This window comes from Pseudomonas sp. S36 (assembly GCF_016647875.1).
Lineage (GTDB): Bacteria > Pseudomonadota > Gammaproteobacteria > Pseudomonadales > Pseudomonadaceae > Aquipseudomonas > Aquipseudomonas parafulva.
Genome location: NZ_JACVVG010000004.1, coordinates 22,043 through 47,541, shown reverse-complemented (window position 1 = coordinate 47,541; position 25,499 = coordinate 22,043). Strand labels below are relative to the sequence as shown.

The following is a 25,499-nucleotide window of genomic DNA, read 5'->3' as shown; positions in this document are numbered from 1 at the left end:
CTCATGTCCCAAGTTTTTGATGCCAGCGCATTCCTGGCGACCTGCAGCGGTCGCCCGGGCGTTTACCGGATGTTCGATGCCGACGCCCGGCTGCTGTACGTTGGCAAGGCCAAGAATCTCAAAAAGCGCCTGGCCAGCTATTTTCGCAAAACCGGCCTGGCGCCCAAAACGTCTGCGCTGGTAGGCCGTATCGCCCAGGTAGAAACCACCATCACCGCCAACGAAACCGAGGCGTTGCTGCTGGAGCAGAACCTGATCAAGCAATGGCGGCCGCCGTACAACATTCTGCTGCGCGACGATAAGTCCTACCCCTACGTGTTCCTGTCCGATGGCGAGTTCCCACGCCTGGGCATCCACCGTGGCGCCAAAAAGGCCAAGGGCCGCTACTTCGGTCCGTACCCCAGTGCCGGCGCCATTCGCGAGAGCCTGAGCCTGCTGCAAAAGGCATTTTCGGTGCGCCAGTGCGAAGACAGCTACTACGCCAACCGCACCCGGCCCTGCCTGCAGTACCAGATAAAACGCTGCAAGGGCCCCTGCACCAACCTGGTCACCCCCGAGGAATACGCCGAAGACGTGCGCCACTCGGTGATGTTTCTGGAAGGGCGCAGCCAGCAACTGGGCAACGAGCTGAACGCCGAAATGGAAAGGGCCGCCATGGCCCTCAATTTCGAAAAGGCCGCCGAGCTGCGCGACCAGATCGGCCTGCTGCGCCGCGTACAGGACCAGCAGTACATCGAGGGCGGCACGGGCGACGTCGACGTCATCGCCGCCTTCGTCAACCCGGGCGGCGCCTGTGTGCACATGATCAGCGTGCGCGGCGGGCGGGTGCTGGGCAGCAAGAACTTCTTCCCCCAGGTGGGCATCGAGGAGGACGTGGCCGAGGTGATGGCGGCGTTCCTGTCCCAGTACTACGTGGGCAACCCCGAGCGCGAGCTCCCGGGCGAGCTGATCGTCAACGTGGTGCACGAAGACTTCGTCACCATCACCGAGGCGCTGCACGCCCTGCGCGGCCGCGAGCTCACCATCAGCCACCGGGTGCGCGGTACCCGCGCCCGCTGGCAGCAGCTGGCGGTGACCAATGCCGAACAGGCGCTGAACGCTCGCCTGGCCAACCGCCAGCACATGGCAGCCCGTTTCGACGCCCTGGCCGAAGTGCTGGGCCTGGACGAAGTGCCCCAGCGCCTGGAGTGCTACGACATCAGCCACTCCAGCGGCGAAGCCACCGTGGCCAGTTGCGTGGTGTTCGGCCCTGAAGGCCCGGTGAAGTCCGACTATCGGCGCTTCAACATCGAAGGCGTTACCGCAGGCGACGACTATGCCGCCATGCACCAGGCGCTGACCCGCCGCTATGGCCGCATCCGCGACGGCGAGGGCAAGCTGCCAGACGTGCTGCTGGTTGACGGCGGCAAAGGCCAGCTGAACATGGCCCGCGACGTGATGCAGGAGCTGGGCTTCAGCGAGCTGACCCTGCTGGGCGTTGCCAAGGGCGTCACCCGCAAGGCTGGCTTCGAAACCCTGTACCTGAACGACGTGCACCACGAATTCACCCTCAAAGGTGATTCCCCGGCGTTGCACCTCATTCAGCAGATCCGTGACGAAGCCCACCGCTTTGCCATTACCGGCCACCGCGCCCGGCGCGGCAAGGCACGGCGGGTGTCCAGCCTGGAAGATGTGGCCGGTGTCGGCCCGAAGCGCCGGCGCGACCTGCTGAAACATTTCGGCGGCCTGCAAGAGCTCAACCGCGCCAGTGTCGACGAGATCGCCAAAGCCCCGGGCATCAGTAAAAAGCTTGCCGAGTCGATTTATGCCAGCCTGCATAGCGAGTAGAATGCCGGGTTCAACCCGCGGCCAGTCGTACCGATGAATATTCCAAACCTGCTCACCGTTCTACGCGTTCTGCTCATCCCGATTTTCATCCTGCTGTTCTACATGCCGTACCACTGGAGTTACATGGCGGCCAGCAGCGTGTTCGCCGTAGCCGCCGCCACCGACTGGCTGGATGGCTACCTGGCGCGTCGGTTGCAGCAGAGCACCCCGTTCGGTGCCTTCCTCGACCCGGTGGCAGACAAGTTGATGGTGGCCGTGGCCCTGGTGCTGCTGGTGCAAACCCACGCCAACTTCTGGCTCACCCTGCCAGCGGCCGTTATCATTGGCCGCGAAATCGTGGTGTCGGCACTGCGTGAATGGATGGCCGAACTGGGCGCCCGGGCGCACGTGGCCGTGTCTAACCTGGGCAAGTGGAAAACTGCCGCACAAATGCTGGCGTTGGTGATTCTGCTGGGTAACCCACCGGCTGTTACCTTCTGGGTGATTCTGGGTTACGGGTTGTTGCTGGTGGCGGCGGGGCTCACCCTGTGGTCGATGGTGCATTACCTGCTGGCCGCCTGGCCTCACTTGCGCGAAGGCTCCGAGCAGAAATAAAAGTTTTTTTGAATCAAGGGGTTGACGCCGTTTTGGATATCGCTAAAATGGCACCCATCACGACGCGGGAATAGCTCAGTTGGTAGAGCACGACCTTGCCAAGGTCGGGGTCGCGAGTTCGAGTCTCGTTTCCCGCTCCAAATATAGATCTGCAGAGGCCTGTTGGTTTCTTAGGTCATCGAAAAAAGACGCTCAGGCGTCTTTTTTCGTTTCTGCCATTTTTATCTGTATCCACCATGGGCCATAGCATCTTGGTAGATTATTTAAATACAGCAATTTTCTATGCTTACCGGAGCCTATTCATAAAGGCAACGGGTAATTGACCCATCCGCCACGTAGCTCAGTGTGCGCTGGGACACTACATACCCAGACTCATTCAAAGTTGGTAGGCGATGACTGAGTTTCGTCGCGTAGCCAGTACCCCTGTTTCACACGGCCCTCCGGGCTCACCCACCTATAATTTCCATAGAGTTTCCGGTTTCGATCCACACACAGCGGTTGAGCGACAGGCAGCCCCTCCTCGGCAACCCTTTTCAGCGAATCGCCGTCCTCTCTCCATAGGTATTCAGGTCGAGAGAGAATAACGAGTTCGCCCTCATCATTTTCGGTATGCATAGGCACCTCAACTGATTGTTTTATTGCACTCTGCTTCCTATAGTCAGCCATTGAAATCAATCCGGCTACTACCAGAATTGCTAGATACGGTCTTGCACCGTATAGGTATGCGGGGTTGCTGACCGAGCATGGCATGCGCGGGATCTCGTCTATGATGCTGCGCGAAATCGGCTGTCCGAAAGTCTGGATGGAAGTAACTAATTCGCCTGGGTACTGTGGCTCACAGGACCCAGGCCGAGATAATCCAACTGACTGTTCATCATGATGCGCCATGACCCTAACGTCGAAAAATCCCAGTCCTCAAACCCTTCGACTTATAGCAAAAACTTGGGTGGTCCACTTTTCTAGATTTTGCTAGATGGTAACTTCATGAACGGAATATTCATTTTCAGTTCGGATGCACGACAGGCGACAAAGTCATAAACCTTGTAGGAGTGACCAGCGCTGTCCAGGGTATTGAAGGCGTTGGCGAGTGGTCGCGGTCCCGACTTCGGCTTGAGCACCAAAATATCGACATTGTATTTTTCCACCAGTTGACGCAGGTGCAAATCGGAGAATTTTTCAAAATGCTCGATGACATAGTTGGAAGTAAAGTGACTGCCTGGTACGACCTTGGTCACATTGCCAGTCCCTTCGGCGACTCGCTCCAACCCTACATCTCGTGCAACTGTATTCGTTCCTCGTATATACGCGATATCGGTGTTCGCGGTACCCGTGGCGGGGGCATAGTGATTGAGTTGCGCATGTGCTGGAATTTCTACTTTGCCTCCTCTCATTGAGTTCATTCCGTGGAATGACATGACGACCCTGTCTGATGGGTCATAGGCTCTGCGATAAAGCTGATAATCACCCAGGTCGTCGACAGCGACGACATGAGGCACATGAAGCGTTCGCGGTGGTGAGACATTGGTGGGAGGTGTAGCAGGACGACTCGCATTGAGCGCATCCCTCTGTTGTTTCGATACTCGTCCAGGGATTGTTTTGACTGGCGCTTTAGATACCGTTTCAACACGGTACAACAGCCGCTCCTTGATGTTACCGAAGCCACGGCGAGCACCTCTGGACAGTGAGCTGTACAAGCCTTCAACCCGCCTCAGCATTGAGGAGCGCAACGTATTCAGTGCTTTTACACCTTTGCTTGCACCTCTAAGCAGCATGCTACCCAACTTGGCCATACCTTTTCCAGACGCATCAAACAGACCGACCGCCATGGATGCCCAGCCCAATTTCGACGATAACGCAGGGTTACTCTGGCGCAGGGCCAGTTCCGCTGCTCCCAATCCAAATGCAAGGCCAGCAACGGCGAGCAACACGACGCCGAGCAAACCGCCTGTAAGGATCGCGCCAATGACCCCTAACACCAGAACACCCGCTAATACTAGCCATTCCCACCACGCCGCAGGCTCATGATGAGGCGGGGTAGTTTCGTGGATCATTTCGTCCAGGGACGCAAGTGTCGAAGCCTCTTCCCGGCGACTGATCATGATGTGCCCGCTCGGATCATGCCAGTTCACCGGATCCCGACCTGCGCAATACGCACGGTCGTTCAGCCCGCCCTCACCAAACGGGCTCAGGCTGTCGCTCTGGAAAAAAGCCTGGAAGCGAGGATCGTACACGCGGTAGCCGTTACCCAAGTGGTAGGCGCCTGTTACCGGGTCGACACACTGGCCGTTGTAGCCAAGACCACTGTTGAGCGCATTCAGGCTATCCAGGGAAGCTTCGCCCCACGGCGTGAAGCCTATTGATTGACTTACCCAGTCGCCGTGGGCATCCATCGAGTACTCTTCTGCGCCACCATTTTGCGGATCGGGCAATCTGAAGCAGTAGTGAGCGGCGTGAGCCGCCTCGCTCATCTCCTCGCACTGCACTACCAGACTGGCTTCCTCATCCAACACAGTGCCCCGGACTGGCGTGTCCTTCGCATCTAACCATACTACTCCGCACAGTTGGTCGCCCTTGTATTGCATGACCCGCCGCTGTTGCTTCTTTTCATCCCATTGAGAGGCCAGGCGACCAATATGATCATATTCATAACTGGCAAGCAGCGTGCGATCCTTGACGCTAGTCACAGATTGAAGTTGGCCAACGGGCGTGTAGACAAATTGGTGGTCTGAGCCATCAGTGGCAAGGCTGCCGTTCTTGTCACTGACCAGGGTGTGCGTTATCGGCTTGCCCGCTTTGCCTCCGTTAGGGGTGTGCGTCACGGTGATGCCTGTGCGCTGGGTAGGTTGCGATGCATTGCCGTAAAGGAATTCTCGTCTTTCGCTTGCGCCGTCAAGGAAGGTCGTGACGCACGTAAGCAGGTTACCTAGCGCGTCATAAGTGTAGGCTTGGTCTTGGATGCCTTTCTGGTTGTTGTCTTGAATCTCGTAGCCTTTGAATGCCCGAACGCTCCATTGCTTGAGCTCGTTGCGATGGGTTTCATAGGCGAAGGTTTCGCTACGCGTCGCCTCGCTTTCACCGTTACGGAACCACGACTTGGTCAAGAGCTGCCCGCTTACCGACCATGTTTGTTCATAGCGGCTCTTGATCTCGCCATTGAGGTGGTAGGCACGCCGAGTTTCCCGGCCAAGGTTATCGTAATCGAAGGACACCAGCAGTGTTCTACCGTTAGCTCGATCACTCACAAGCAATCGGTCGATCTCACCCTGCCCAGTGTAGCGGTAGCGATAGTCCAGTCCCATGCGTCGTACCCGAGCCCGTCTGTTCTGTCCATCGTGCCAGACGCGGGTGGCGATGCCGTTGTTGAAGCTCGCTTGGCTGATGTCGCCCCGTAGCGACTGCTGAACATGCTCACGCTGGTGCATGCCACGCAGTGTGCGGGTTGTCAAAGTCTGCCCCAACAAGCGTGGCGAGAGGCTCTCGGTGCTGATTTTGCTTTGTAGGTTTACTGATGCTTCGAGGCGCTCGATATTGATGGCCTGGGTGATCTCGTTGTAGGTGAAGGTTGTCACCTTGGCCTTGACAGCACTCGCTTGATTGCCCTTTGTGTACCACGACACACTGTTGCCATCGGCGCTGCTTTCATTCCACACACTCGTACCGTCAGGGCGTTGATAACCATCGCTTATGAAGGTGATTTTTTGCGTTGAGCCCTCGGCGCCCACTACTCTTGATTCGATATCCGAGCCGTCGTTTCCCACACCACACACAGCCTGTCTGCCCAATTCCCGCACGGCACCTGATTTGGCCTGAATACTGACTTTGGTAGGAACAGTGCTGAGTCCTTTGAACGCCCATGTCACGACGGTGCCGTCCGGCGCGGTCGTCTGGGTGCGGCGGCCGAGGTCATCGTAGGCGAGCGTCCATTCCCGGCTAACGTTGCCTACCGTCTCGATGACCTGATCGCATAAGCCACGGTTGTTGATTCGTTGCTGGCGACTCAGTCCAGTAGCCTCCATTTTTTGGCTCGCCGCGCCCCAGCGCTTATGACTGACCGCCAGCATGACGCTGCCATCTGCCTGGTTGGTCTGGGTGTTCTCGACGCTATGCAGAGGGCCTCGTAGCATTGTGCCGGTGAATGTTTCGACCCGTTGAACCTGCGTACCATCTGGCTTGGTCTGGTCATCACACGCCTCGGCTTGCCAGAACCAGTCCCTTAGTGAAGCAGGCAAGCTCGCGCCGTCGTTACGAACGCATAACCCTCCTGGGTGGTAGTCATAAATGCACTGCTGTTGCGGCTCGCCGTCTGCGCCGTAAACGACTTCCTCAAGGCAGACGTAATTCTGGGCTGAGTCGTCGCTACCTGCTGTGCGCTGCAGTTCTCGCCGAACAGGACGTTGCAGACCATCGAGCAGGGTGCGGCCCTTGCGACCATCTGGGCCAAACGTGACGATCCAGGTTCCGTTGCCTGTTTCTATCCATTGCTGCGTCGTTACCGACAGGGCCTCAAGCTCTTTAGGCCCTGGGGAGAATTTTTTGGCATCCCAGGCATACGTGGTGCTCATCAACAAGCGGTCGCAGGCATCGTACGTGTAGTAAGCCATCGATACTGGCCTACCCAATTCATCTTGCTCGGTATCGGCCAGCACGCGGCCGCTGCGTGCGGAGCGAATGTGTTGGGCCAAGGTGGCAGTGAGATTCAGTGCTCCCACTCTGAGAGGCGATTGGCTCTTCACCTGCAAGGTGCCGGCGCTGGTATCGATGTTGGTGGTTTCAGTCAGCTTTTGCGTCTGCCGGGCATTATTGTCTTTGAACCAACGGGTCGAGATCGTTTCGGTCATCACAGCCGTATCACTTAATGTGTTGATGACCTGCTGCAAGGTGACGACCAGCCCTTGGCGACCAGGTGCTTTGGCAAGCGTCCATGGCGTAGTGGAGGTGTCCACCTCAACGCCCTCCAGACTTAGTGTCGTGTCAGGGATCAACACGCCAGCGCTGTTTTTGTGAGCGCTCGTGTAGCTATAAAGGCTGATGTTCATTTCCGAGTAACTGCCGTCCGGGAACGTCAGATAACTGCATTGCGCAAGCAGAGGCGGGTTGCTGACATCGGGAATTTCAGGGCATCCCAGCGCTATTGTAGAAAGAGCAGACTCATCTTTCTCCAACTTGAACCCTTTCAACAGCGAGGCCAGCACAAGAACCTGATCGCTACGATCCGCCTTGTCGGCGCTTGCCTTTACCGGGTAATAGCACAGATGCGTCGTCTGACCATCGTCCAGCACGGCTTTGGTGAGCAACGCTGAATCTTGATCGTATGTGAAGCTCGACGTCTTGTTCACAGTTCCTGCTGCAGTGAACGCCTCGCCACTGCGGCTTGCATTGAGGTCGGTAGTCATGGATGACGCTCCTCTGCGGATTTATCGACAATGGTGTCCACTGGTGCAGTGGGCTGAGAATGAGCACGCAAATCTTCAGTGGTCACTGTCGTGCTGATCGGCTGCGTAGCCAGGCGGAACCTGACTGCGGGATCACTGCTGGCGATCGAGTCGGGGTAGATCATGCGGGTGGTTTGCCGGACTAGTTGCGAAAGCTTCTCGATGACCTGGGTTTCGACGATGAAACCATTCTTGAGCGTCCAGGTACGTGAGGTAGAAGGCCCTTCGAGATGGCTTCCGGTGTCCAAGCTGCAGGTCGACGAGAACGTTGAGCCTTCTTTCACCAGCAAACTGCTGCCTTGCCACTCCCATATGTGGGTGATGGGTAGTTGACCCGCACCAGGCACCAGCGTGTGGCGCATAACCCGCGACAAGGGAATGAGGCTGTCGCTACTGGTATCCCAGTCCTTCCACGTCGGTCCATAACTGACGGCCTCCAGCGAGCCGTCCTCCTCAGTGATCGAGCACAGCACGCGGTCCAGAACCGGTTCACCTTCGTACCCGAACACCACGCTCTGCACCGGCTTTGCATCGTTCTTGCCTTGACGGGTCAGTTGGGTGAGCAGACAGTCTTTGATACACAGTTTGACTGTGTAGGCCTCTTCGGTACCCGGCCACACTGTGAATGTCGAGCTGTATTCACCCTCTGCCACAGGTGTCTCGTGGCTGGCGATCATTAGCTTGATGTCGCCATCAGCGATATGCTGCAAGTGCACGTGGCCTTCTTTACCTTCCCAGGACAACGTGAGCACACCGCCTTGCGATGCCGTGATACTGCGAGGAACCAGGAGATACGCCTTGCGCTTGATATCGCTCTCGAGCTTGCTCAGCTCTTGGATTTTGGCCTGTAGCGTTTCTTTTTGCTCTTTGCTGACACCTGACTCCTTGAGCCATTGCTCAAGGTTTTCTTTGAGTTTTTTTGCCTTGCTGACGAAAGCTGCTTTGTAGTTTTCGCTTGCTTCCTTGCCATCATGAGGGTCGGGCTTGGCCAGGATTTCACTGCGCCCGCTTGGGAACACGACGGTCAAGCTGGTCAAAGCGCCGTGATTGCCCGTGGCACCGGTGAGCGTAATGCCATTGATGGTCAGCCGTTTTTTACCTTTCGCTTGATCGACGTGTTTGTCAGTCAGGGTAATGGTCTGACCGCTATGAAGTGTCAACCGGTGGAGGCGGTTGTCGTAAACACTGAAGCGAAATGCCCAGCCGTCGCCCAACGCACTTTCGTTGGCACGGGTGGCGGCGTAATGCAGGGTCAGGTCAAGCTCCGGCCCTTTGCCTGCCAGTCCGCGTATGACGCCCATGGGGTAATGGGCGTGAAACAGGCCTGTTTTGCTATCGACACCATTTTCGCTGGCACCGCTGACATCATAGAGCTCGGAACCGAGGGTGCCGGCGTAGTCGGCGCAAAGCGAGTCCTTGGGGATGAAGGTGCGGCCTTTGAACGGCATTTCGATGGTGAGTGGCATGGGCTCCAAGGCCCCGTGTGAATACACTGTATTCTTGAAGGCGGGGGTGATGCCTGAGCGGTTGATATAGCTGGCGCTGCACAATCCATCGGTGCGATCGAGCGTTGCCCCTTCAGGTATGTAAAGGTGAATGCCTCCGTTCCAGGAACGCAAGTTCGGTGAAAGCTCATAGAGACGGCGTATGTCTGGAGAAAGGTCCGCAGAGTAGTCAATGATGCGAACTCCTTTAGACCAGGCCGCTGGCGTTAATTGAAGGTGAAGGTGATGCTGGTCTGGGTTCTGTTCACCGCAGAGTAATTGAACGAGTAGCGACTCATGTGTAATGTTCAATTTGCCTAAAGCTTGTAGGATGGTCCAGGTTGCTTCAGAGAGCGTCTTATCCTCTCCGAGCACCATATACCTAGCAAGTTCAAGAAGTTTGGATTTTATGCTCGAAAACTCAGGTGATGTTGCCGGCAGTGTGGCGAGCTTGTCAAAAATTTCGTTTATTTCATCTCGACTTGCCTGGGATGCTGCAACATCTAGGCTGTCCTTTAATGCTGTCACCAAAGGAAGATCATAAAACGCTGACCGACCTGTAGATAAACCAACATTGTAATTACTTTTCAACCATTCACGGTCCTCTCGGCTCGCGTGACGCAGCACAGCGATTTTATAGTACCTGATTGCTGCCAGCAGCTCCGTATTTGCCAACTCTGAGATCAGTTCGTCGGCCTGTTTCAAGCAAGCTGTATCTTGAGGCCTCAACGCATCGATGCTGCTGAGTTTTTTTACAGTGGCATCAAACCACCCACTCCGCATCGCCTCCCTTACGGAGCGGCTCATCTTTTTCTCATTCGAGCTTTCATTGTTACAGGACGCCTGAGTAACTCTCAGTACGCCCAATAGGTAAAGATAGTCGTGATCTGGCTTGTTAAATTGAACGACAACGTGGCCCTCACTGCTTGCCAGACGCTGGGTGACATGGTCGGATGAGTATTGAAGTTGCCAGACATCATTCCGCGCATAAAAAAAATCGTCCCGTGCAAGCCTGGACGCCACCAGTACGGGTGTATTGGCTGATGGACCTTTAAATTGAAAGTCGGCATAAGTAACCGTCTGGACAGAGGTTGGGTAGTTTCTATAGCGAGGCCGTATTTCACTTCTATCGCGAGGGGTAAGAACATCACCCTCCCAATTTAAAATCTTCGAAAACTGTTCCGAATAATTCGTCTCGGTAGGCCATTCCTTGTAGTAACTGTAATGCTGTGCCTCTTCCCATATCAGCCGGTTGCGCTTGTAAATTATTCGTTGTTCGAGCGTTGGCGGCTTGCTGGGCTTGTATGAAGGCGCTGCGATGAGACGGTGAGCAACCAGCACAACTTCAGCGTCCGTGGGTAACCATAGGGATTGATCGGCCAAGTCGCTGGCCTCTATGTCTGGCTTGGTCAGGAGCGCTGAATGCGTACCCCACATCGCAAAGCTCGGTACGACCAGCTCACCCAACCCATTGACCCACTTCGTAAAGCGCGCAGCGTCGGTCTCTGCGTCCGATGCATCTACTGCCTGCGTGAAGCTCCAGGAATCCATGACTTGCCCGGTCCAGCGGTCACTCAGTGCCAGCATCAGTCCTTCCTTGAAATTTTCGTGCAGTCCACCCAGCGTTAGTGGCTGCCCTTCTGGCGTCTCAAGCGCCTGCTCATAGTCACTAGTCAACCCGGGTACACCCGTGACCACTACCCTGACAGGTAAAGGCATATGCCAAAGCATCCAGTCTTCGGTGCCAGTAGGTTTGCCTTGCGCCGACTCAAGCGTGCCTAGGCGTAGGTACTCGCCCAAGTCCGATGCGTGAAGTGCCTGAGCGAGTGATTCAAGACATTTCGCTGTTGTAGCGTCGGTACTTTTCACTGTGTACCGCAGAGGGGAGCCGGGCAGTTGCACCGCGCTATAGCGATCATAGAGCAGGATCTGGATGACGGACCCTGGCTGTGGCGTGAACGTAGTGGCTGTGCGGTACTTCTGCCAAACCATCGAGTCCAGTTCCACTGACACGTCAGCGTGTTGTGCAACACATAAGGCATTACCTTTTTCGGCGGGTTCAATGGTGACGCCATCACTGCCCAGTACGCCCGCCCGCAGTAGCCCGTAACGCCTATCCTGGCACTTTGCATTGATGTAGCTACACAGCCCCTTGCTCCATACGGCTGCAGTGGCGCTGGGGTCGCTGGAAAGCTTGGGGTCCATTGGTGGCTCGAACAGATAGGTTTCATACAAACGCAAGGAAGTACGATCGCGCACTTGCACCGAAATGCTTTCACCTGGCGGCGGGGGGCTATCGGACAGTCGACTAACAATGACCTGATTGGCCACGAACGGAGCATTGGTGAAAAGCCGCAGCCCGTTTCCATAGACCCAAAGTCGGTTGAGCTTATCTTTGCCGGTGGACGTGAGCGCGGTGAAAGCCGCCGTGGTAGGGCTGCCACTCTTGGCCACACTCAGCTCACCTGCTGCGGTCAAATGACCCGCGCACAGCCATTTGTAACCCTGGGGGTCAACTGGAGCAGCATTGACAGCTTTTAAAAAATCCTCTGGCCAGTTGGCCAATGCTAAAGTTGCCTTTGTGGCTTTCCATGCCACGTGCTTGACAATGCTTCCATCGGTTTCATTGATGACCCAGGCGTGAAGGTATTCATCAACCTGCAAATCCCGATCCGCGAGCAGGTAATTCAAGCTACGCCAGACCTCCTGGCCAGCGCCAAGCTGCGCAGGCTCGAAGCCAGTCATGTTCGGGAGGGTATCATTATCAGCTGGTGTTTCGCTTTCCCCCACCAGGTGAGTACACGTTCTTGGGGGGCGTGCTCCAACTTATCGGCGATACGGTAGATGGCTTTTATACTATCCCAACCAAGTGAAATGTCTTCGACCGTCGCATAGCGCGAAGCAGCGTCCACCTGAGTGACGAGTGCTTCATATATTTTTTTTGTGCTTTGATCACAGGTGACCTGCAGACTGCCTTCAGATGCTGACCAACTCTCAATATTGCTGATCATGCCAAACGTGCCATCATAAGCCGTTGCCACTTGTTCAACCGAGACTGTTTCCTTTCCATCCCAATCAAAAGACGCCAAATTTTCTGGTGAGTGGAGTTCCACCAGAAAGGGGCCTGATCGATCGATCAATTTTGCCCACTGAGCGCGCTCTACGCTGATCGCACCTGCGGCAATCAGCGCGCTCCGTGTTTGAGCGCGCCTCACCAACAGCGTCTTGAGATCGGCGAGTTCAGGCAGGTCCGTCAATGTGTAAATGGCGTGGATGTTCGATTTCTTGACGCTATCGATGGGCGCTACTATAAAGTGGTTGATAATGCTATAAGCCCTGCCGAGTGAAAATGCATACTCTTCAAGTATATGATCGCTCGAGACGCTGACGTGTGTACTGTTCATGGATGGAGGTGCATCCATATAACAAAGAACGCCATACGTGTCGGCGAGTGCCCCACCATATCCATATATCGCGTCGGGAGTGTCGACCACATCGGGCTTGATTTCAATCAATACAGGCACGCTCCGTATTGATTGCTCTTCGATGCCGTCCAGTGTTACGAGTTTGGCGCCTGCACGGGTCAGATCAGCAAAACCCGCTTGATAGGTTCGTACCAGCCGCTGATAGTGAGAAGGGTCTTGACTTTCTAAGCTGATCGATGCGCGCGGTACCTCGGAGATCGTTGAAATGCTCGCATAACTCAAGGTGACGGGATAACGGTGAGCATAGTCCTCAGTAAATTTGCCATTCTTATCCACATACAGAACGCGGAGCTGGGTGGACTCGGCCTCCAGAAACCAACAGCCATCGCCGTTAACACGAATTCGCTGACCTCTCGTCAGTCCTGCGCTGTCGATAACACTTTTGTTATAACCTTCGATACGAGCATCCAGGAAGCGACTCATGGCTGATTTCCTGATTAGTGGGCGGTCAGATTTGCTACGCAAAGTCATTGAATCGGATGCTGCGGCTCGGATCGCCTTTTGTCACCTGACAAAATTATCAGGTTTTGTACTAAGTCCCGAGAAAGTCATCCGTCGCGCCGCAAGTGCATCGATTTATAAACCTGATGATCGACTAAACTGCCATGCCCGCCACCCGAGCCTCTTGTGGCGCCGGCAAAAAGGGCGATCTAACGAGCCCGCCGCTCACGCGCCAGACCGCAGTCGCGGTGGCCTAATGTGGTGTTTCGCAACTACCACTCATATTTTTGGTCTAGGTGCTATCTGAGATTCCGACAAACTGGACTGCTGTGCCCTGAAAGCCAAAATTCTGTAAATTTTTCAGCCATCTACGCAGAGAAATTCTGCGATGGCCAAGTATTATGAAGTATCAAATGAAGCTTGGGACGTGAATCGCAGATATCTTCACGCCGACCCACGCTAAAAGCAGGTCGCGATCAAACGATCGCCTGAGGCTCGACTTATACTCGCACAAGCAGGTGGTACTGGCAAACGACAAGCAGATGCCCAACCCTGGTGACCCTGCCATTTTTACAATCGGGCTGGACGATCAAAATCCGCTGGCTGGGCAGCCTTGGTACCTGGATAGCCAGACACTCAAGCAAGCAGGCAAGCAAGTATGAAGGGCTCACAACCACGCTGGACGGTAAATATCTGATTGCCATCGGCATTCAACAAGGAGGGGACAGCAGAAAACCCTGCAGCCGATGCACTCAACACACTGCTGTATTGGCCCGCAGGGATCGTGTCCCAGGAAGTGGTGTAACTCATCACGGCGCTGGCCACTGAGTTTGCTGTTTAGTTGATCACGGCCGACAGCTTGGCCTGTGGATTATCGCTGACGGATTCAAAGGCCTCCAACTGCATATATCGCCGTTGCAGGCACCATTCGTCGTTCTGCTCCAGCAGCATCGCCCCTACCAGCCTTGTGATCGCGGGATCGTTGGGGAAGATGCCCACGGCGTCGGTGCGGCGCTTGATCTCTGCGTTGAGCCGCTCCAGTGGACTGGTGCTATGCAATTGCTGTCGATGCGCTTTGGGAAACGCCATGTGCGCCAGCACTTCGTCCTCGCACCCGTCCATGAGTGTTGCGATCTTGGGGTACTTCTCGCGCAGTTGGTCTGCAACTAAGCGCCACTGTTGGTGGCATTCAGCGCGGCTATCCTGGGCGAAAACCGTGCGCAGAAGCGCCGCTGCCATCGTGCGCTGGCCCTTGCCGACATGGGCTATGGCGTTGCGCATGAAATGCACTCGGCAGCGCTGCCAGGTCGCGTTGAAGACCTTGGAAACCGCAGCCTTCAAACCTTCGTGGGCATCGGAGATGACCAACTTCACGCCACGCAGCCCCGCCGCATAAGGCTTCGCAGGAAGTCCGTCCAGAACGGCTCGGCCTCCGACGGCCCAACCCGCATGCCCAGACTTCGCGGCCACCATCAGTGTTCACGGCCACGGCAATTATTACGGCGACCGAGACGATGCGTCCGGCCTCCCGCACCTTGACGTAAGTGGCGTCGATCCACAGGTAAGGCCAGTCGCCTTCCAAAGGGCGATCAAGGAAGGCGTGGACGCGTTCATCGATCTCGCCAGCCAGCCGTGACACCTGGCTCTTGGAAATGCCGGTCATGCCCATGGCCTTGACCAGCTCGTCCACCGAACGCGTTGAAACGCCTTGGATATAGGCTTCCTGGATCACCGCCGCCATGGCCTTCTCGGCAGTACGACGAGGCTCAAGAAAGCCGGGAAAATAGCTACCCTGACGCAGTTTCGGGATCTTGAGATCGACATCGCCAGCGCGGGTTTGCCAGAGGCGATCCCGGTAGGCGTTGCGGCTGTTGATCCGGTCAGGGCTTTTAACGTCGAAGCCGGCGCCGCACAGGCTTTCGACATCGAACTCCATCATGCGCTGGGTAACGAACTGGATCATTTGCTTGAGCAGATCAGCGTCTGCCCCTTTCTCAACCAACTCGGTCAGTGCGATAGTGGGCTTGGTCATCGTGGTTTCCATGGTGAGTGTTAGGTCTTCGCAAACTCAACGTTAGCCAAGAACCACGATGACCACTCTCTTTCGCCCACAGGACGCATTCGGTTGGTTCAGTTACACCACTTCTCGGGACACGATCGGCGGATCACCCGTTTCAATCATGACCCCGCACGTGATGCGGTCGCCTACCCGTGCCACGGCTCTGCCATCAACCAGCTTAGCGCTGGCGCCTGTTCCCACCGTGCCTTCACCGTAAATCGGGCAGCTGTGGCCGTGATCGATGAGCCCGATAGGTCTCATTTGCCATTCCTTTTGCTGGCAGGACCGGGGGCTAGCTCGAAGGCCTCGGGGGGAGGGGTTGCTGCTTTGACATTGAACAGCCAGCAAACGCCACACCAGCAAATGGCTAGCGTCAGGTTGTAGGGGAATAACACAGCCCAGAACGGCAACTGCCAGTTCTTTTTGCCCTGCATCTCTCCAGGTTCCCCGGTTCGCCAAGGCGCATAGTGCCGCCAGGCCTCGGCTGGCGTCAGGCAAATGGCGTGAAGTGGTTTATGCCACCAGTCAGGCTCACCCGGTGCGGGAAGCTTAGCTGGACCATGTTCCATGAAGTGGCGGAGATACTCCCAAACCTCGGCCACGTACTGGATGTCGGATTCGGTGGGCTCGTTACTGTCCACCCAAAGGCAGTCCTTTTGGTGGAGCGTGCCATCTTCACGGTAAGGCGCGAAGGCGAGGGCGTACATTTTGGTGAAGGATGCGCCACCGTTTTCAATGCGCTTGAAAACACCACCGCCTGTGTTGTGCCAGTCGAAGACTAGCGTTTTGCTGAGGCGTCGGTAGTAGATTTTTTGAGTGGAGCGGTTGAAGCAGATGCAGGACAGGCGCTTGATGAACCAGATGCGGTAGAGGAGGAAGGGGAAGAAAATGAAAGGTGAAAAAAGAGTCAACCCAAACAGTATTGGGTCCACTAGATAACTTTTCCAATTATTACCTGGGATTAGAATATAACCAAAGCCCACAATTAAGCATAACGTCATTGCGCAGTATATTTTTCCCATGAAAACCGAATCTGTCACCCACGGGTTTCTCAAGCATAAAGTGTTATTTGATAAACTGATGAGCTGCCCGCGGATGGCGGGTTTGTAGCCAGAGCAATCGCTTGACTGAAATAGCCAGTGAGTGGTCATCGCTGTTCTCCGAGGGTAAACGTTCTTTCTGAATGATAATTGTTATCAAGTGCTTTATTTGGCTTGTACAGAATGTGTAATGAAATTGAACGCGCATCTTTCAAGCTTTGTTGCAAAGTGCAGAATAATTCCTTTATCAGTTATATGCGCTGTAGGGGTTGCAGTGACAGCGCTTTGGGTTTTATCATTTTTTATTTCATCCAAACTGGCCGACCATTCACTTGAGCCGATTACAAAGCCGGGCAGAAATACGGCGAATTCGGCCGCTACCAAATTGGCAGCTGTGTTGCGGTAATAGAAAACGCCCCAATCCGGCAAGCTCGATGTATTTGTAGAGTGCCATTGAGTGCCGATTTGTGGAACTCCTAGGCTCAAAATTTCTTCTGCTGAGAGCAATCTAGGGCAGAAGAGCTGCTCGTTCCATGACTTGATTTCTTCTTGAATTGAGCGAAAGGCAGGCAATTTTTTTTCGTGGTCTAAAATAATCTCAATTCGACGCTCACCGTCGTTCAATCGATTTCCAAATATGCATCTCGCAGCCCAGAGCTCAATTGGTTGGTGAATGTGTTCATGAGCCAAGGCCTGGAGGTAAATACCACCCATGACGATTGCAGTACCCAGCACAACCAATCCCGCAGCGGCCCAGCCGGCGAATGGAATGGTAGAGGTTACGCCCGCAACAGCGAGTCCTGCTTCAAGCGCGATAACGGAGCCCGCACCGATGGTTAAACCACTGGCTGCGGTGTAAATCGCAGCCTTAATATTTCCGTTGTCGATTTGACGGCTTACTTTTAAAGCGTCCGAGAAAAAACTCAATGCAATTGCTGGATAGCCTGAGAACCTGGCAAATGCGTTACTACCTAAAACTTTTACCAGACCGTTCCCAAATGCCAAGCCGGGAAGTGATGGACCTAATTTAAGTATCAGCAATTTTTGTGTGGCTCGGGCACTCACAGATGTTGCCGCCGCTGCGCCAATAACGCCAACAATCGATGCGGCGAAAGATGCAGTGGACTCATTGTCATTATTTTTCTGCAAGCTATGATATGCAGTCTTCATCGCTATAACATTGAACCACAGCATACCTGCATTGAGCCCGCCGCCAGCGGCTGAGGTGAGTACCCCCATGAATTTAGGTTTCACATGGAGGCTAGTGGTCAGCTCTAGGGCGACTGTTCGACTTCCATGGAGGCGTAGTTTTTTAACTTCCTCAATACTGGCCATCCCCTTTTTCAGGTATTTCTCCACCTCCTGGCTAAATGGATTGTTCGTGATCGCTTGGTCGGTTATCTGATAGCGTGCAGCAAGTAAGCCCAGCGCTTTCTCAGCATTGGCCTCACGCGCAGCCAAGAGCACTTGTTGGCGTAGACTACGGCTGGCTACCCAGCGTGTTTTACCACGCATCCGCTTTAGCACGACTGCATTAACCGCCTGGGCTGTGAAATCTGTGAAGCCCGCGCTGGCAGGGAAGCGGCCTGCCAACCCCTCAATTACGTTATCAGTAGCGCCGAGCAGGCTGCCGATCGCGTCAGCCTTGTCCTTGAAAGCGTTAAATGGGGCCAAGGCTGTATAAAGTGGGCTGTCGTGTTGGTCCAGCCAACGTTCGAGTCGTTTGAAGCGTGCATCCTGGTCTTCAGTTCCAACTAGGGGCTGGCTCATCTGTCCAATCAGCAGTGCCAATAGGATTTCCAACCCCCTGGCCGACGTCTCTTCATCCCGGTCATAGCACGCCAATGCTGCCGCCAGGCTGTAGGGGTCATCTAGATGCGCGCGCTCTGCAGTGCCCAGCCAGCAATCATGGTCATCGCTGCTCTCTAGCGCCTGGTTACGTAAGCTCGTGATGCGCTGGTCGAGTTGCTCGCGCTCCTCGAGAAACCGGAAGTACTTTTCCGTATCGATGCGTAACCCCAGACGTGCGCCGTTTGGGGAGTAATCTGGGTGGGTGAGGGCTCGGTACCTGGCGACAGCTGGGGATTGACCTGAACCGGACGCATTGAAGTGAATGCCTACCCGGTGTGCGGCTGGCGCATCAGCGGGGTACAAGCTTTCCAGCGTCTTGTTCAATAGAATGGCAATCAGGTTGCGGTGGTGAAAATCTTGGCTTTCAGGGCTCAGTTGCTCCACGTCTCGCTGGTAACAGACGGGGACGGAATCTTTATCCGAGCTTTGTGCAGCGCTGGGATGCTCTAGATTCTCTGACGGTAGCAAGTCACTGAGTTGATGTTGGTAGGCGGATGCAGTTAGCCCAAGGTCCAATGCCATGCCCTCGGCATCGGCCAGTGCCACGACTACCGGCACCTTAGGTTGTACCCAGCGATACTCCCGCGCCGCTGCAGTCAGGCTTGCTACCGGTAGACTTTCCATTACCGGATGACTGCTCCAGCTGAGTGACATGCGCTGGTGATCGGGCTTGAAGTCCTCAACCAGCTCTTGCAGGGCGCTTACTGGCAGTACATGGGATTGGCCAGAATGCACCTGATTAGTCGCCGTCAGCTCGGCCATGTCCAGCGCAACCATGTGTCGTTTACGTGCGGCTATCGAGGACGTTATTCGCGCGGTTGCGGCATTGGTCCACAAATGCGAGCTGTAGGCGATCCATACTTCTTTTGCAGTGCTTGGATCGGCATCAGCCCAGACCCAGCCCATCGACATGCCTGAGAGATAGCGATCTCGACGGTTGTAGTCTTCAAGCGCTTTGTAACGCAATTCTTTGTAGTGACCCTGACCGTCATACTCGTGAATGACCAGCTTTTCACTCGCAGCGCCTTTCATGAATACATAGATGTAGCCGGGCCGCAGCGCTCGCAGGGTATAGCTGGAATGCTTCAATGGGCTGAAGCCTTGTTCCAATTTGAACGGTGCTTCGGCATAGCGGAAGGGTGACGCGTTGTTGTCGCGTGGCACGATCGCGTAGCGCACAGGCAAGATGGGTAAGCGTACCCCGCAAGGCGGGGCAGAGGAGGCACTGCTCACGTAGGATTCACTCATCAGCGTGCTCCTGACGCTGTATCAGCGCTTGTAGTTGACGCAGCTTTGCTTGGGGAGACTCTTCAGGGTTTGTATAAATCCTCGCCGCCTCGTCGTTGCTCATCAGCCACATATGCGCGGCCACCAGCCGTATAAACTGACTCGCAACGTCCTCGTCACGGAAGTTAAGTCGCTTCATCTGTGGCAGAAGCTTTTCAATCCACGCCTGCACTTCTGGCAGATCGCGGTGTGCGAAAGCAGGTACTGCCAAAACTTCATGTGCTAGTGAGCGGACAAAATGCTCATGCAACCCAGCTTGCAACTGAGTAAGTTCATGCGTGTGAAGCGTAAGCGGTGGGCTACTCAAATCCCTGGGCTCAGTTGGGGTGTGTTCAATAGCACCCCATTGATGCGTGGGCCCATGATTGACTCGCCAGGCCATCCGGCTAATGGGGCCGAGCCACTGCGCACGATTATCATCAGTCAATGCATTGAGCCAAGGTGAGAGGTACGCCGGTTGAAAGTGGAAGATGGCGTTGCCCTGGTCGGGCATCATCACTGTTGCCAAACTGGATAAGTGTCGGCCTAAGGTTCCAAGCTCCACCTCTGCATCGACTGCAATAGCACCTTCCATCGGCATCCAGGTAGTGATTGCGTGCGCCAGAAGTTCGGGCGTTTCAGAGACGTCCAACAACAGCGGACCAAAATCATAACGGTCGTCCATGGCGGTGCGTTTCCATATCCAGGCGTGTCGGGGCGGTGTTGTTATTGTGCTGATCAAGTCGAGAATCGAGGGGGCGTAGGCGGGTTTCCACGGGCCCTCCGAGGGCACGGGTATGTAGGCCCAGTATTCCAATGCTTGGGTCATCAGCAGTAAGAACCGGCACTGATGACTGATATCAAGCCCAGTCTCCGGCGTCGACAGTGCCTGCATCATTGCGCTGCCCTCCGCTTGCAAGGGCAGTTGGGCAATCGACAAGTGCCGTCAGCCCGTCGCCCGCAGAGCGTGTCGAGGGGCTGGCCTGCAGTAGGAGCGCTCACCATCGGGAAGGTAGCACCGCCGCCAGTAGGTGTTTTGATGAGTTGGCCATTGATCCGAATGACGGACCCGTCCAGGGTAATCCCAGTGTCGTCAATGCGAATCGACCCTCCAGGACCTTGGATAACGAGCGTTTCAGCTGCCCGCATCGTGTAATGTCGGGTACGGTTACGTATTTCTGAGCGTGCCTCCAGATCAACATAACCCTCCACGTATTGCTCAACATTGCCACCCACGCGAACGTTAAGATCCGCAGTGATCTGATCGTGTCTATGGTTCCCGACGAACTCCTGGCGGTCTTTAGCCACGTGAACCTCATGGTTCCGGCCAATCTTTAGAAACGCGTCCTGCCCCACCTCGTTTCGTTGGTCGTTGCCAACAGATGTAGCGCGGTTTCGGCCAATGGTGACGGACTCGTCGTTATCTACTCGTTCACTACGGTTGTTGCCGATGTGGCTGGTTTCATCCTGCTTTACAACGTTGTTCTGGTCTCTTTGTGCATGAATGAATACTTCTTCCTGGCCCAGTTCATCCTCAAAACGCAGCTCGTTGAACCCATTCCCCTTGTGGGTCTGGCTCTTGATGGTCATGCGCGTCTTGTGGGCGGGCAGGTCGTACGGAGGGAGCTGATCGCCGCAATAAGTACGGCCGGTTATCATCGGTTGGTCTGGGTCGCCGTTCACGTAGTGAATGATCACGTCCTGGCCGATCCGCGGGATGGCCATCCAACCCCAACTGCCACCCGCCCAACCTTGTGACACCCTTACCCAGCAGGAGCTGAACTCATTGTTCTTGCTATCACGGTCCCAGGGAAAGCTCACCTTTACCCGGCCCCACTCATCACAATAGATTTCCTCGCCAGGCGGCCCCACCACAGTGGCCATGTGCGGGCCGTCAACGCGGGGTTTTTCCAGCGGGGCAGGGCGCCATTCAGTTCTGCCTGGCACCAGCATTGCGGTCTGTTGGTAACGAGTACCTTGATCCACCCCTGCGGCTTCGTCTTGCAGGCTGGTGAATTGGCTGCCTGTGTGAATAACCGATTTCACCCGCCAGTGGGCGTTCAGGTCTACACGTGGGTGGCCCATCAGAGTGAAGCTCAGGCCCGGTTGCAGGCGCATGTCATCGCCCTTAACCTCGGCGATGCGTACATCATGGCGTAGCGCAGTGATGCGGTTTTCTGTAAACGGCTTACCGACGGCGTCGCGTTTGTAGCGGCCCGGGTAGTCAAAGCGCTCGTAGTCGTTCGATTGATGTTGCAGAAAAGGGCCGGACGCTGTGTGTTCCTGGCGATAGGCTGGGTGGGTAAATGTGTAGTCGCGCTGCACCTGGCGCGCAGTGCGCACCTGCTCGCTGTAGTGCAAGTGCCGCAGGCACGGCCTCGCCTGGTCGCCACCGCTGTTGGTGTGATAGAGGACGGTGTTGGGGTCTAGAGCTTCGCCATCGTCGTTAGCGCCTTGGCCGTCCTCTTGCGTTGTGACGGCCCCATGACTGATCAGGCCGAATGCTTGTACTCGGTCAGAGATGATCAGCCGGTGGTGTTTTTCATTGTGCGCGAAGCGGTAGACAAAGCCTTCCTCGGCAGCCAGCCGTGCGATGAATGCCAAGTCAGTCTCGCCCGCCTGAACACAGAATTCGCGGACACGGTGATCCGTGCTGGCACGCAGCTCATACTGATCGATGCCCTGGCGTTTGAGCATCAGCTCGATAATCTGCGGGACTGTTTTTTGTTGAAAGATGCGCCAGTTGGAGCGCAGGCTTGCCCGCGCAAGCTGAGGCTCCACCAGCGCGTGGTAATAGGTGCGGTAGAAGCCACTTTCGCCCTGGCTAAAACGGCTGATCAGTCCGTGTACGTGACGTACCGGGCGCTCGCTATTCCAGAGTGTGAACAGCGCCGGTTTGTCGAGTAGCTGGCCGAAGTCGATATCATGTTCAAAGCTGATCAGTTTCAGGTCGAGCTGAAAGGGCGTGCTGATGCCCTCACGAAGTTCAAACGACACCACTTCGAATTCAGCTCTGCCGCCCAGCGGCTGGAAGCTGTAACGCAAATCAGATTGGCTAGGCATAGGCACCCTCCGCCGTCTGCATGTTCCAAAACCCCCAGCAGGGCGCGCCTGCCAGGGATGATCAGCCGGCTCAGACGATTGGTTTACGCCAGTCATCGGAACCTTCGGTTCCGGCAGTTACGTGGGTCCAGGAAATTTTGCGATAGGACATCGCCACTTCGATCAGTTGTGTGTAGTTCGCATTTTTTGCGTTCTGGGCGTGTGGCAGCACCGTATTGATGTCAACGATGGTGGCGTCTTCAAGCTTGGTGGTGAAGAAATGCTCCTGTTTGCCTTCCACCGAGGTGCGGTACCAATTTACCTCTACGCTCGGCAGCATTTCGCCACTGGCCAAGGCCTGATACATCAAGGGTGTCGCTTTGTTCAGCGAGCTGGTAAAGATGAAGGGTTTGTGCACGCGTTGGCCGGCGGGCTGGCCGCTTTGCGGATCGGTGGGTACAGTTACCTGGTGCCTGATTTCCTGCACCAGGATCTCGTCCTCATGGCCCTCGACGAACACGTTGCCCACCGAGTCGGCAGTGAAGGCACCTGCGGTGATGTTGCCTTGAGTCTGGCCTTCAATTTTGATGTAAGCGGGTGTTGGCATGGCAGTCTCTCCTGCGTCCATGTGGATAAACACGCGTACTCAGAGCCGCGTGGCCATCGGAAACGATGGGCTTTTCAGCAAGGCATTCACCTTGCCAATGCTTTGAAGTCTCTTGAGCCTTGTCCCGGTTCTCTACTGCTGCAAAATGCCGTTCAGCGACTCCAGCACCTCAGTGGTAATAAGGTGCAAGCGATAGCTGTAGATGCCATAAGCCACCGCCATGGCCACGGTGCAGCCAGCCAGGGGGCTCCACCATGGCCATTGCCGACCCATGCGGAAGTTGCTTGGAGCGACATTGGTGTAGGGGTCGCAGACGGTTTCAGGCGCAGGGCCCCGCAGCTCGCGAATGACCCCGTGCAACTGGCGTATCAGCGCGTTCAGGGTCTCTTCGCCTCTGGGGGCGATGGCATACTTACCCTTCAGGCCCAGGCACAGTGCGAAGTACATGAACTCCAGGACGTCCCGATACCGTTGCGGCTCCTGCATCAGCCGCGAGAGCACCGTGAAGACTTTTTCCCCACCCCAGGTTTCGTCGTGGAAGACGCTAAGCAGGGGCTCCTGGCTCCAGCAACTGGTCTTGCCCCAAGGCCTCTCCATGACAGCTTCGTCGATGAACAGACAAAGGCCGTAGGAGTACGCCAGCATTTGCGCGTGTTCATAGCCGTGCTGGCGCATCTCCTCTCTTGCATTTTCGATCTGGTTGCGTACCTGTTGGTGCACCTGTTGGATGTTGGGCAGTGCATCCAGCGTCCGCAGGCGTATCACCAGGCCAAACAGAGGCGAGGCAGCATCCAGCATCAGGTTTTTGTAACCACCACGCAGTTGGAAATCGGGGTCGGCTGCGTAGCTCGGCGGTATGGACTCGCTGGAAGGAGCGGGGTTATGGGGTTCAGCGCCCTTCGGTGCTGACAGCTCTGTGATGAGGGTGCCACCCAACGGGGGGCAGCTCTGCCGACCGGTTTCGCATACCCGCGTGTTTTCTGTGTTCACGTCACTCGCTCCTGATTGCCCAGAACTGCAGTTCAAGCGCCGGGAACTCACCTGCCACGTGGATGCCGAAGCCGTTGGATGCCTCCAGGCTTGCCCAGGCTGAGGCGCGGCGGTCCAGCTCGAAGTACGTGAACCCTGCATGGAAGGGCAGATCCCGAGGCGCTACGGGTAGCGGTATCAGTGGAATCCCCGGCAGTTGCAACGGCACCACCTCATTCAGCGATTCCAGAGGTACCACCTTGGCTTTTTGTACGAACAGTTGGCGCAATGTTGGCGGTGGCATATCCGCTCGCACCGCCAGAACGAAATCGGCTTCGTGGAGCAGGCGGCGGTCGTCCATCGTGGTTGTCAGCAAGCCGTAATCGAGCATTTCCAACGGCAGTGAAACTGCGCGAGGCTGTAGGACCGTGCTCAGTGCCCGCCGCAGCGTCTCCTCCAGTGGTTTGAAGGATGTGCGCAGTGCGGTGTGGTGGTAGGCGGGATACTCCTGCGGCAGCCTGCTTTCGTCGGTGAACGTCACAAGCTCACCGCAGGCCTGACTCATGCACAGATACAGCTGCTGAGGGTGTATCTGGCCTTGCCTGGCCAAGTGCTGGAAGCAAGGCCACCACCGGTTCATGGCCTGCAACAGGTTGAAGTCACGAATATCGGCAATACCAGACTGCCCGGAAGCGCCGATACGGGCAGCAAGGTTACGTGCGCGCTCGCGTAGAGAGTGTGTGATCTCCTCCAGAAAGCGTTGCAGTGCAGGCACTGCGCGTACACAAACGCTGGTGGGATAGAAGCCCTCATCCAGCGACAGGCTGCCATCTGGGCGCCGTTCCAGAATCCGGGCCAACGCCAGCCGCGTGTAAGCGCTGCTGTCATCGGACTTGCGTTTGAGTTGCAGATTGGGCACCGCCAGGTCAACCTGCACCAGGTCGCCGTCAGCGCTGTGAGTGTCTTTAATTTCCTGAGTTTGCGCACAGAAACGTAAGTTGGCGGGCTCACCGGGCCAGCTCACCTCACGGCCGCCTTCCGTGCGCAGTGGCAGGCACAAGTAAATTTCGCTGTCATTACTGCCGTGGTCGTCGATCTCCAGGGGTTGCGGCGGTGGCAGATCGGCCGGGATATCGAAGACCGTGCCATCCGGCATGATGCCCCGTGCCCGGGTGATGGCGACCTTGCCCAGGCTCAGGTACTCGTCGTTAAGCTGCAGCTCGCTGAAGCCATAAAATGCCGCAGTCAGGCTGCCCAGGCGCTGGTGCAAGGCCGCTTCAGCGGCACGCCCAGCTTGTTGCAGGTGCTGTGGTTTAACAAACAGGCCTTCAGGCCACAGGACGGGATTACGTGAACTCATGGGCGCTCCGTGTCAATGTGAGTGGGCGAGAATGGCAGCATG

12 protein-coding genes, 1 tRNA gene and 2 pseudogenes are annotated in these 25,499 nt (G+C 55.9%); 3 read left to right on the top strand and 12 right to left on the bottom strand.

The features are described 5' to 3' along the window. Positions 1 to 3: 3 nt before the first annotated feature. The 3 genes from uvrC to IAE36_RS03220 all read left to right on the top strand — a co-directional run bounded on the left by uvrC (position 4) and on the right by IAE36_RS03220 (position 2,561). Positions 4 to 1,827 (top strand): excinuclease ABC subunit UvrC, encoded by a 1,824-nt coding sequence (gene uvrC / locus IAE36_RS03230; protein ID WP_201210183.1) that lies wholly within the window; start codon positions 4 to 6, stop codon positions 1,825 to 1,827. A 33-nt stretch (positions 1,828 to 1,860) separates the two neighbouring features. Beyond that, positions 1,861 to 2,421: a CDP-diacylglycerol--glycerol-3-phosphate 3-phosphatidyltransferase gene (pgsA, locus tag IAE36_RS03225; RefSeq protein WP_028632295.1), complete on the top strand. Its 561-nt coding sequence runs from the start codon at positions 1,861 to 1,863 to the stop codon at positions 2,419 to 2,421. A 64-nt stretch (positions 2,422 to 2,485) separates the two neighbouring features. Beyond that, positions 2,486 to 2,561 (top strand) — tRNA-Gly (locus tag IAE36_RS03220). Positions 2,562 to 3,380: 819 nt separating this feature from the next. Here the strand turns inward: IAE36_RS03220 and IAE36_RS03215 are convergent. From IAE36_RS03215 to tssK, 12 genes and pseudogenes are all read right to left on the bottom strand, one after another. Continuing rightward, complete coding sequence (locus IAE36_RS03215) at positions 3,381 to 7,814, bottom strand: RHS repeat-associated core domain-containing protein (RefSeq protein ID WP_201210181.1); 4,434 nt, start codon at positions 7,812 to 7,814, stop codon at positions 3,381 to 3,383. Next, positions 7,811 to 12,028 (bottom strand): hypothetical protein, encoded by a 4,218-nt coding sequence (locus IAE36_RS03210; RefSeq protein WP_201210179.1) that lies wholly within the window; start codon positions 12,026 to 12,028, stop codon positions 7,811 to 7,813. Before IAE36_RS03210 ends, IAE36_RS03215 begins: the two co-directional genes overlap by 4 nt. 50 nt (positions 12,029 to 12,078) lie before the next feature. After that, positions 12,079 to 13,245, bottom strand: coding sequence for a hypothetical protein (locus IAE36_RS03205; RefSeq protein ID WP_201210177.1), 1,167 nt, complete (start codon positions 13,243 to 13,245; stop codon positions 12,079 to 12,081). Positions 13,246 to 14,100: 855 nt separating this feature from the next. Next, positions 14,101 to 15,295 (bottom strand): annotated as a pseudogene (locus tag IAE36_RS03200) (IS256 family transposase). Between the two features lie 102 nt (positions 15,296 to 15,397). Beyond that, positions 15,398 to 15,583, bottom strand: a complete 186-nt coding sequence (locus IAE36_RS23890; protein ID WP_328822850.1) for a PAAR domain-containing protein — start codon at positions 15,581 to 15,583, stop codon at positions 15,398 to 15,400. Then, complete coding sequence (locus tag IAE36_RS03195; RefSeq protein ID WP_201210175.1) at positions 15,580 to 16,473, bottom strand: DUF6708 domain-containing protein; 894 nt, start codon at positions 16,471 to 16,473, stop codon at positions 15,580 to 15,582. The genes IAE36_RS23890 and IAE36_RS03195 overlap by 4 nt, the downstream gene beginning before the upstream one ends. After that, positions 16,470 to 19,461: pseudogene (locus tag IAE36_RS03190) on the bottom strand (T6SS effector BTH_I2691 family protein). Before IAE36_RS03190 ends, IAE36_RS03195 begins: the two are co-directional and overlap by 4 nt. Continuing rightward, on the bottom strand, positions 19,454 to 20,308 hold the full coding sequence (locus IAE36_RS03185; RefSeq protein ID WP_201210303.1) for a DUF4123 domain-containing protein: 855 nt from the start codon (positions 20,306 to 20,308) through the stop codon (positions 19,454 to 19,456). Before IAE36_RS03185 ends, IAE36_RS03190 begins: the two are co-directional and overlap by 8 nt. Before the next feature lie 65 nt (positions 20,309 to 20,373). Then, positions 20,374 to 22,542, bottom strand: coding sequence for a type VI secretion system Vgr family protein (locus IAE36_RS03180; RefSeq protein ID WP_201210173.1), 2,169 nt, complete (start codon positions 22,540 to 22,542; stop codon positions 20,374 to 20,376). Positions 22,543 to 22,612: 70 nt separating this feature from the next. Further along, the gene (locus IAE36_RS03175) at positions 22,613 to 23,128 is read right to left on the bottom strand and encodes an Hcp family type VI secretion system effector (RefSeq protein WP_201210301.1); all 516 of its coding nucleotides are present in this window, start codon (positions 23,126 to 23,128) and stop codon (positions 22,613 to 22,615) included. Between the two features lie 132 nt (positions 23,129 to 23,260). Further along, entirely contained in the window at positions 23,261 to 24,064 is an 804-nt protein-coding gene (gene icmH / locus IAE36_RS03170; RefSeq protein ID WP_442967439.1) for a type IVB secretion system protein IcmH/DotU, read from the bottom strand. Positions 24,065 to 24,119: 55 nt separating this feature from the next. After that, the gene (gene tssK / locus IAE36_RS03165; protein WP_201210168.1) at positions 24,120 to 25,457 is read right to left on the bottom strand and encodes a type VI secretion system baseplate subunit TssK; all 1,338 of its coding nucleotides are present in this window, start codon (positions 25,455 to 25,457) and stop codon (positions 24,120 to 24,122) included. Positions 25,458 to 25,499: the final 42 nt, after the last annotated feature.

Excerpts from the sequence above, each read along its gene's own strand:
- uvrC (WP_201210183.1), top strand. The coding sequence starts at position 4 with ATGTCCCAAGTTTTTGATGCCAGCGCATTCCTGGCGACCTGCAGCGGT.
- pgsA (WP_028632295.1), top strand. The coding sequence starts at position 1,861 with ATGAATATTCCAAACCTGCTCACCGTTCTACGCGTTCTGCTCATCCCG.
- IAE36_RS03215 (WP_201210181.1), bottom strand. The coding sequence starts at position 7,814 with ATGACTACCGACCTCAATGCAAGCCGCAGTGGCGAGGCGTTCACTGCA.
- IAE36_RS03205 (WP_201210177.1), bottom strand. The coding sequence starts at position 13,245 with ATGAGTCGCTTCCTGGATGCTCGTATCGAAGGTTATAACAAAAGTGTT.
- IAE36_RS23890 (WP_328822850.1), bottom strand. The coding sequence starts at position 15,583 with ATGAGACCTATCGGGCTCATCGATCACGGCCACAGCTGCCCGATTTAC.
- IAE36_RS03195 (WP_201210175.1), bottom strand. The coding sequence starts at position 16,473 with ATGACCACTCACTGGCTATTTCAGTCAAGCGATTGCTCTGGCTACAAA.
- IAE36_RS03185 (WP_201210303.1), bottom strand. The coding sequence starts at position 20,308 with ATGACCCAAGCATTGGAATACTGGGCCTACATACCCGTGCCCTCGGAG.
- IAE36_RS03180 (WP_201210173.1), bottom strand. The coding sequence starts at position 22,542 with ATGCCTAGCCAATCTGATTTGCGTTACAGCTTCCAGCCGCTGGGCGGC.
- IAE36_RS03175 (WP_201210301.1), bottom strand. The coding sequence starts at position 23,128 with ATGCCAACACCCGCTTACATCAAAATTGAAGGCCAGACTCAAGGCAAC.
- tssK (WP_201210168.1), bottom strand. The coding sequence starts at position 25,457 with ATGAGTTCACGTAATCCCGTCCTGTGGCCTGAAGGCCTGTTTGTTAAA.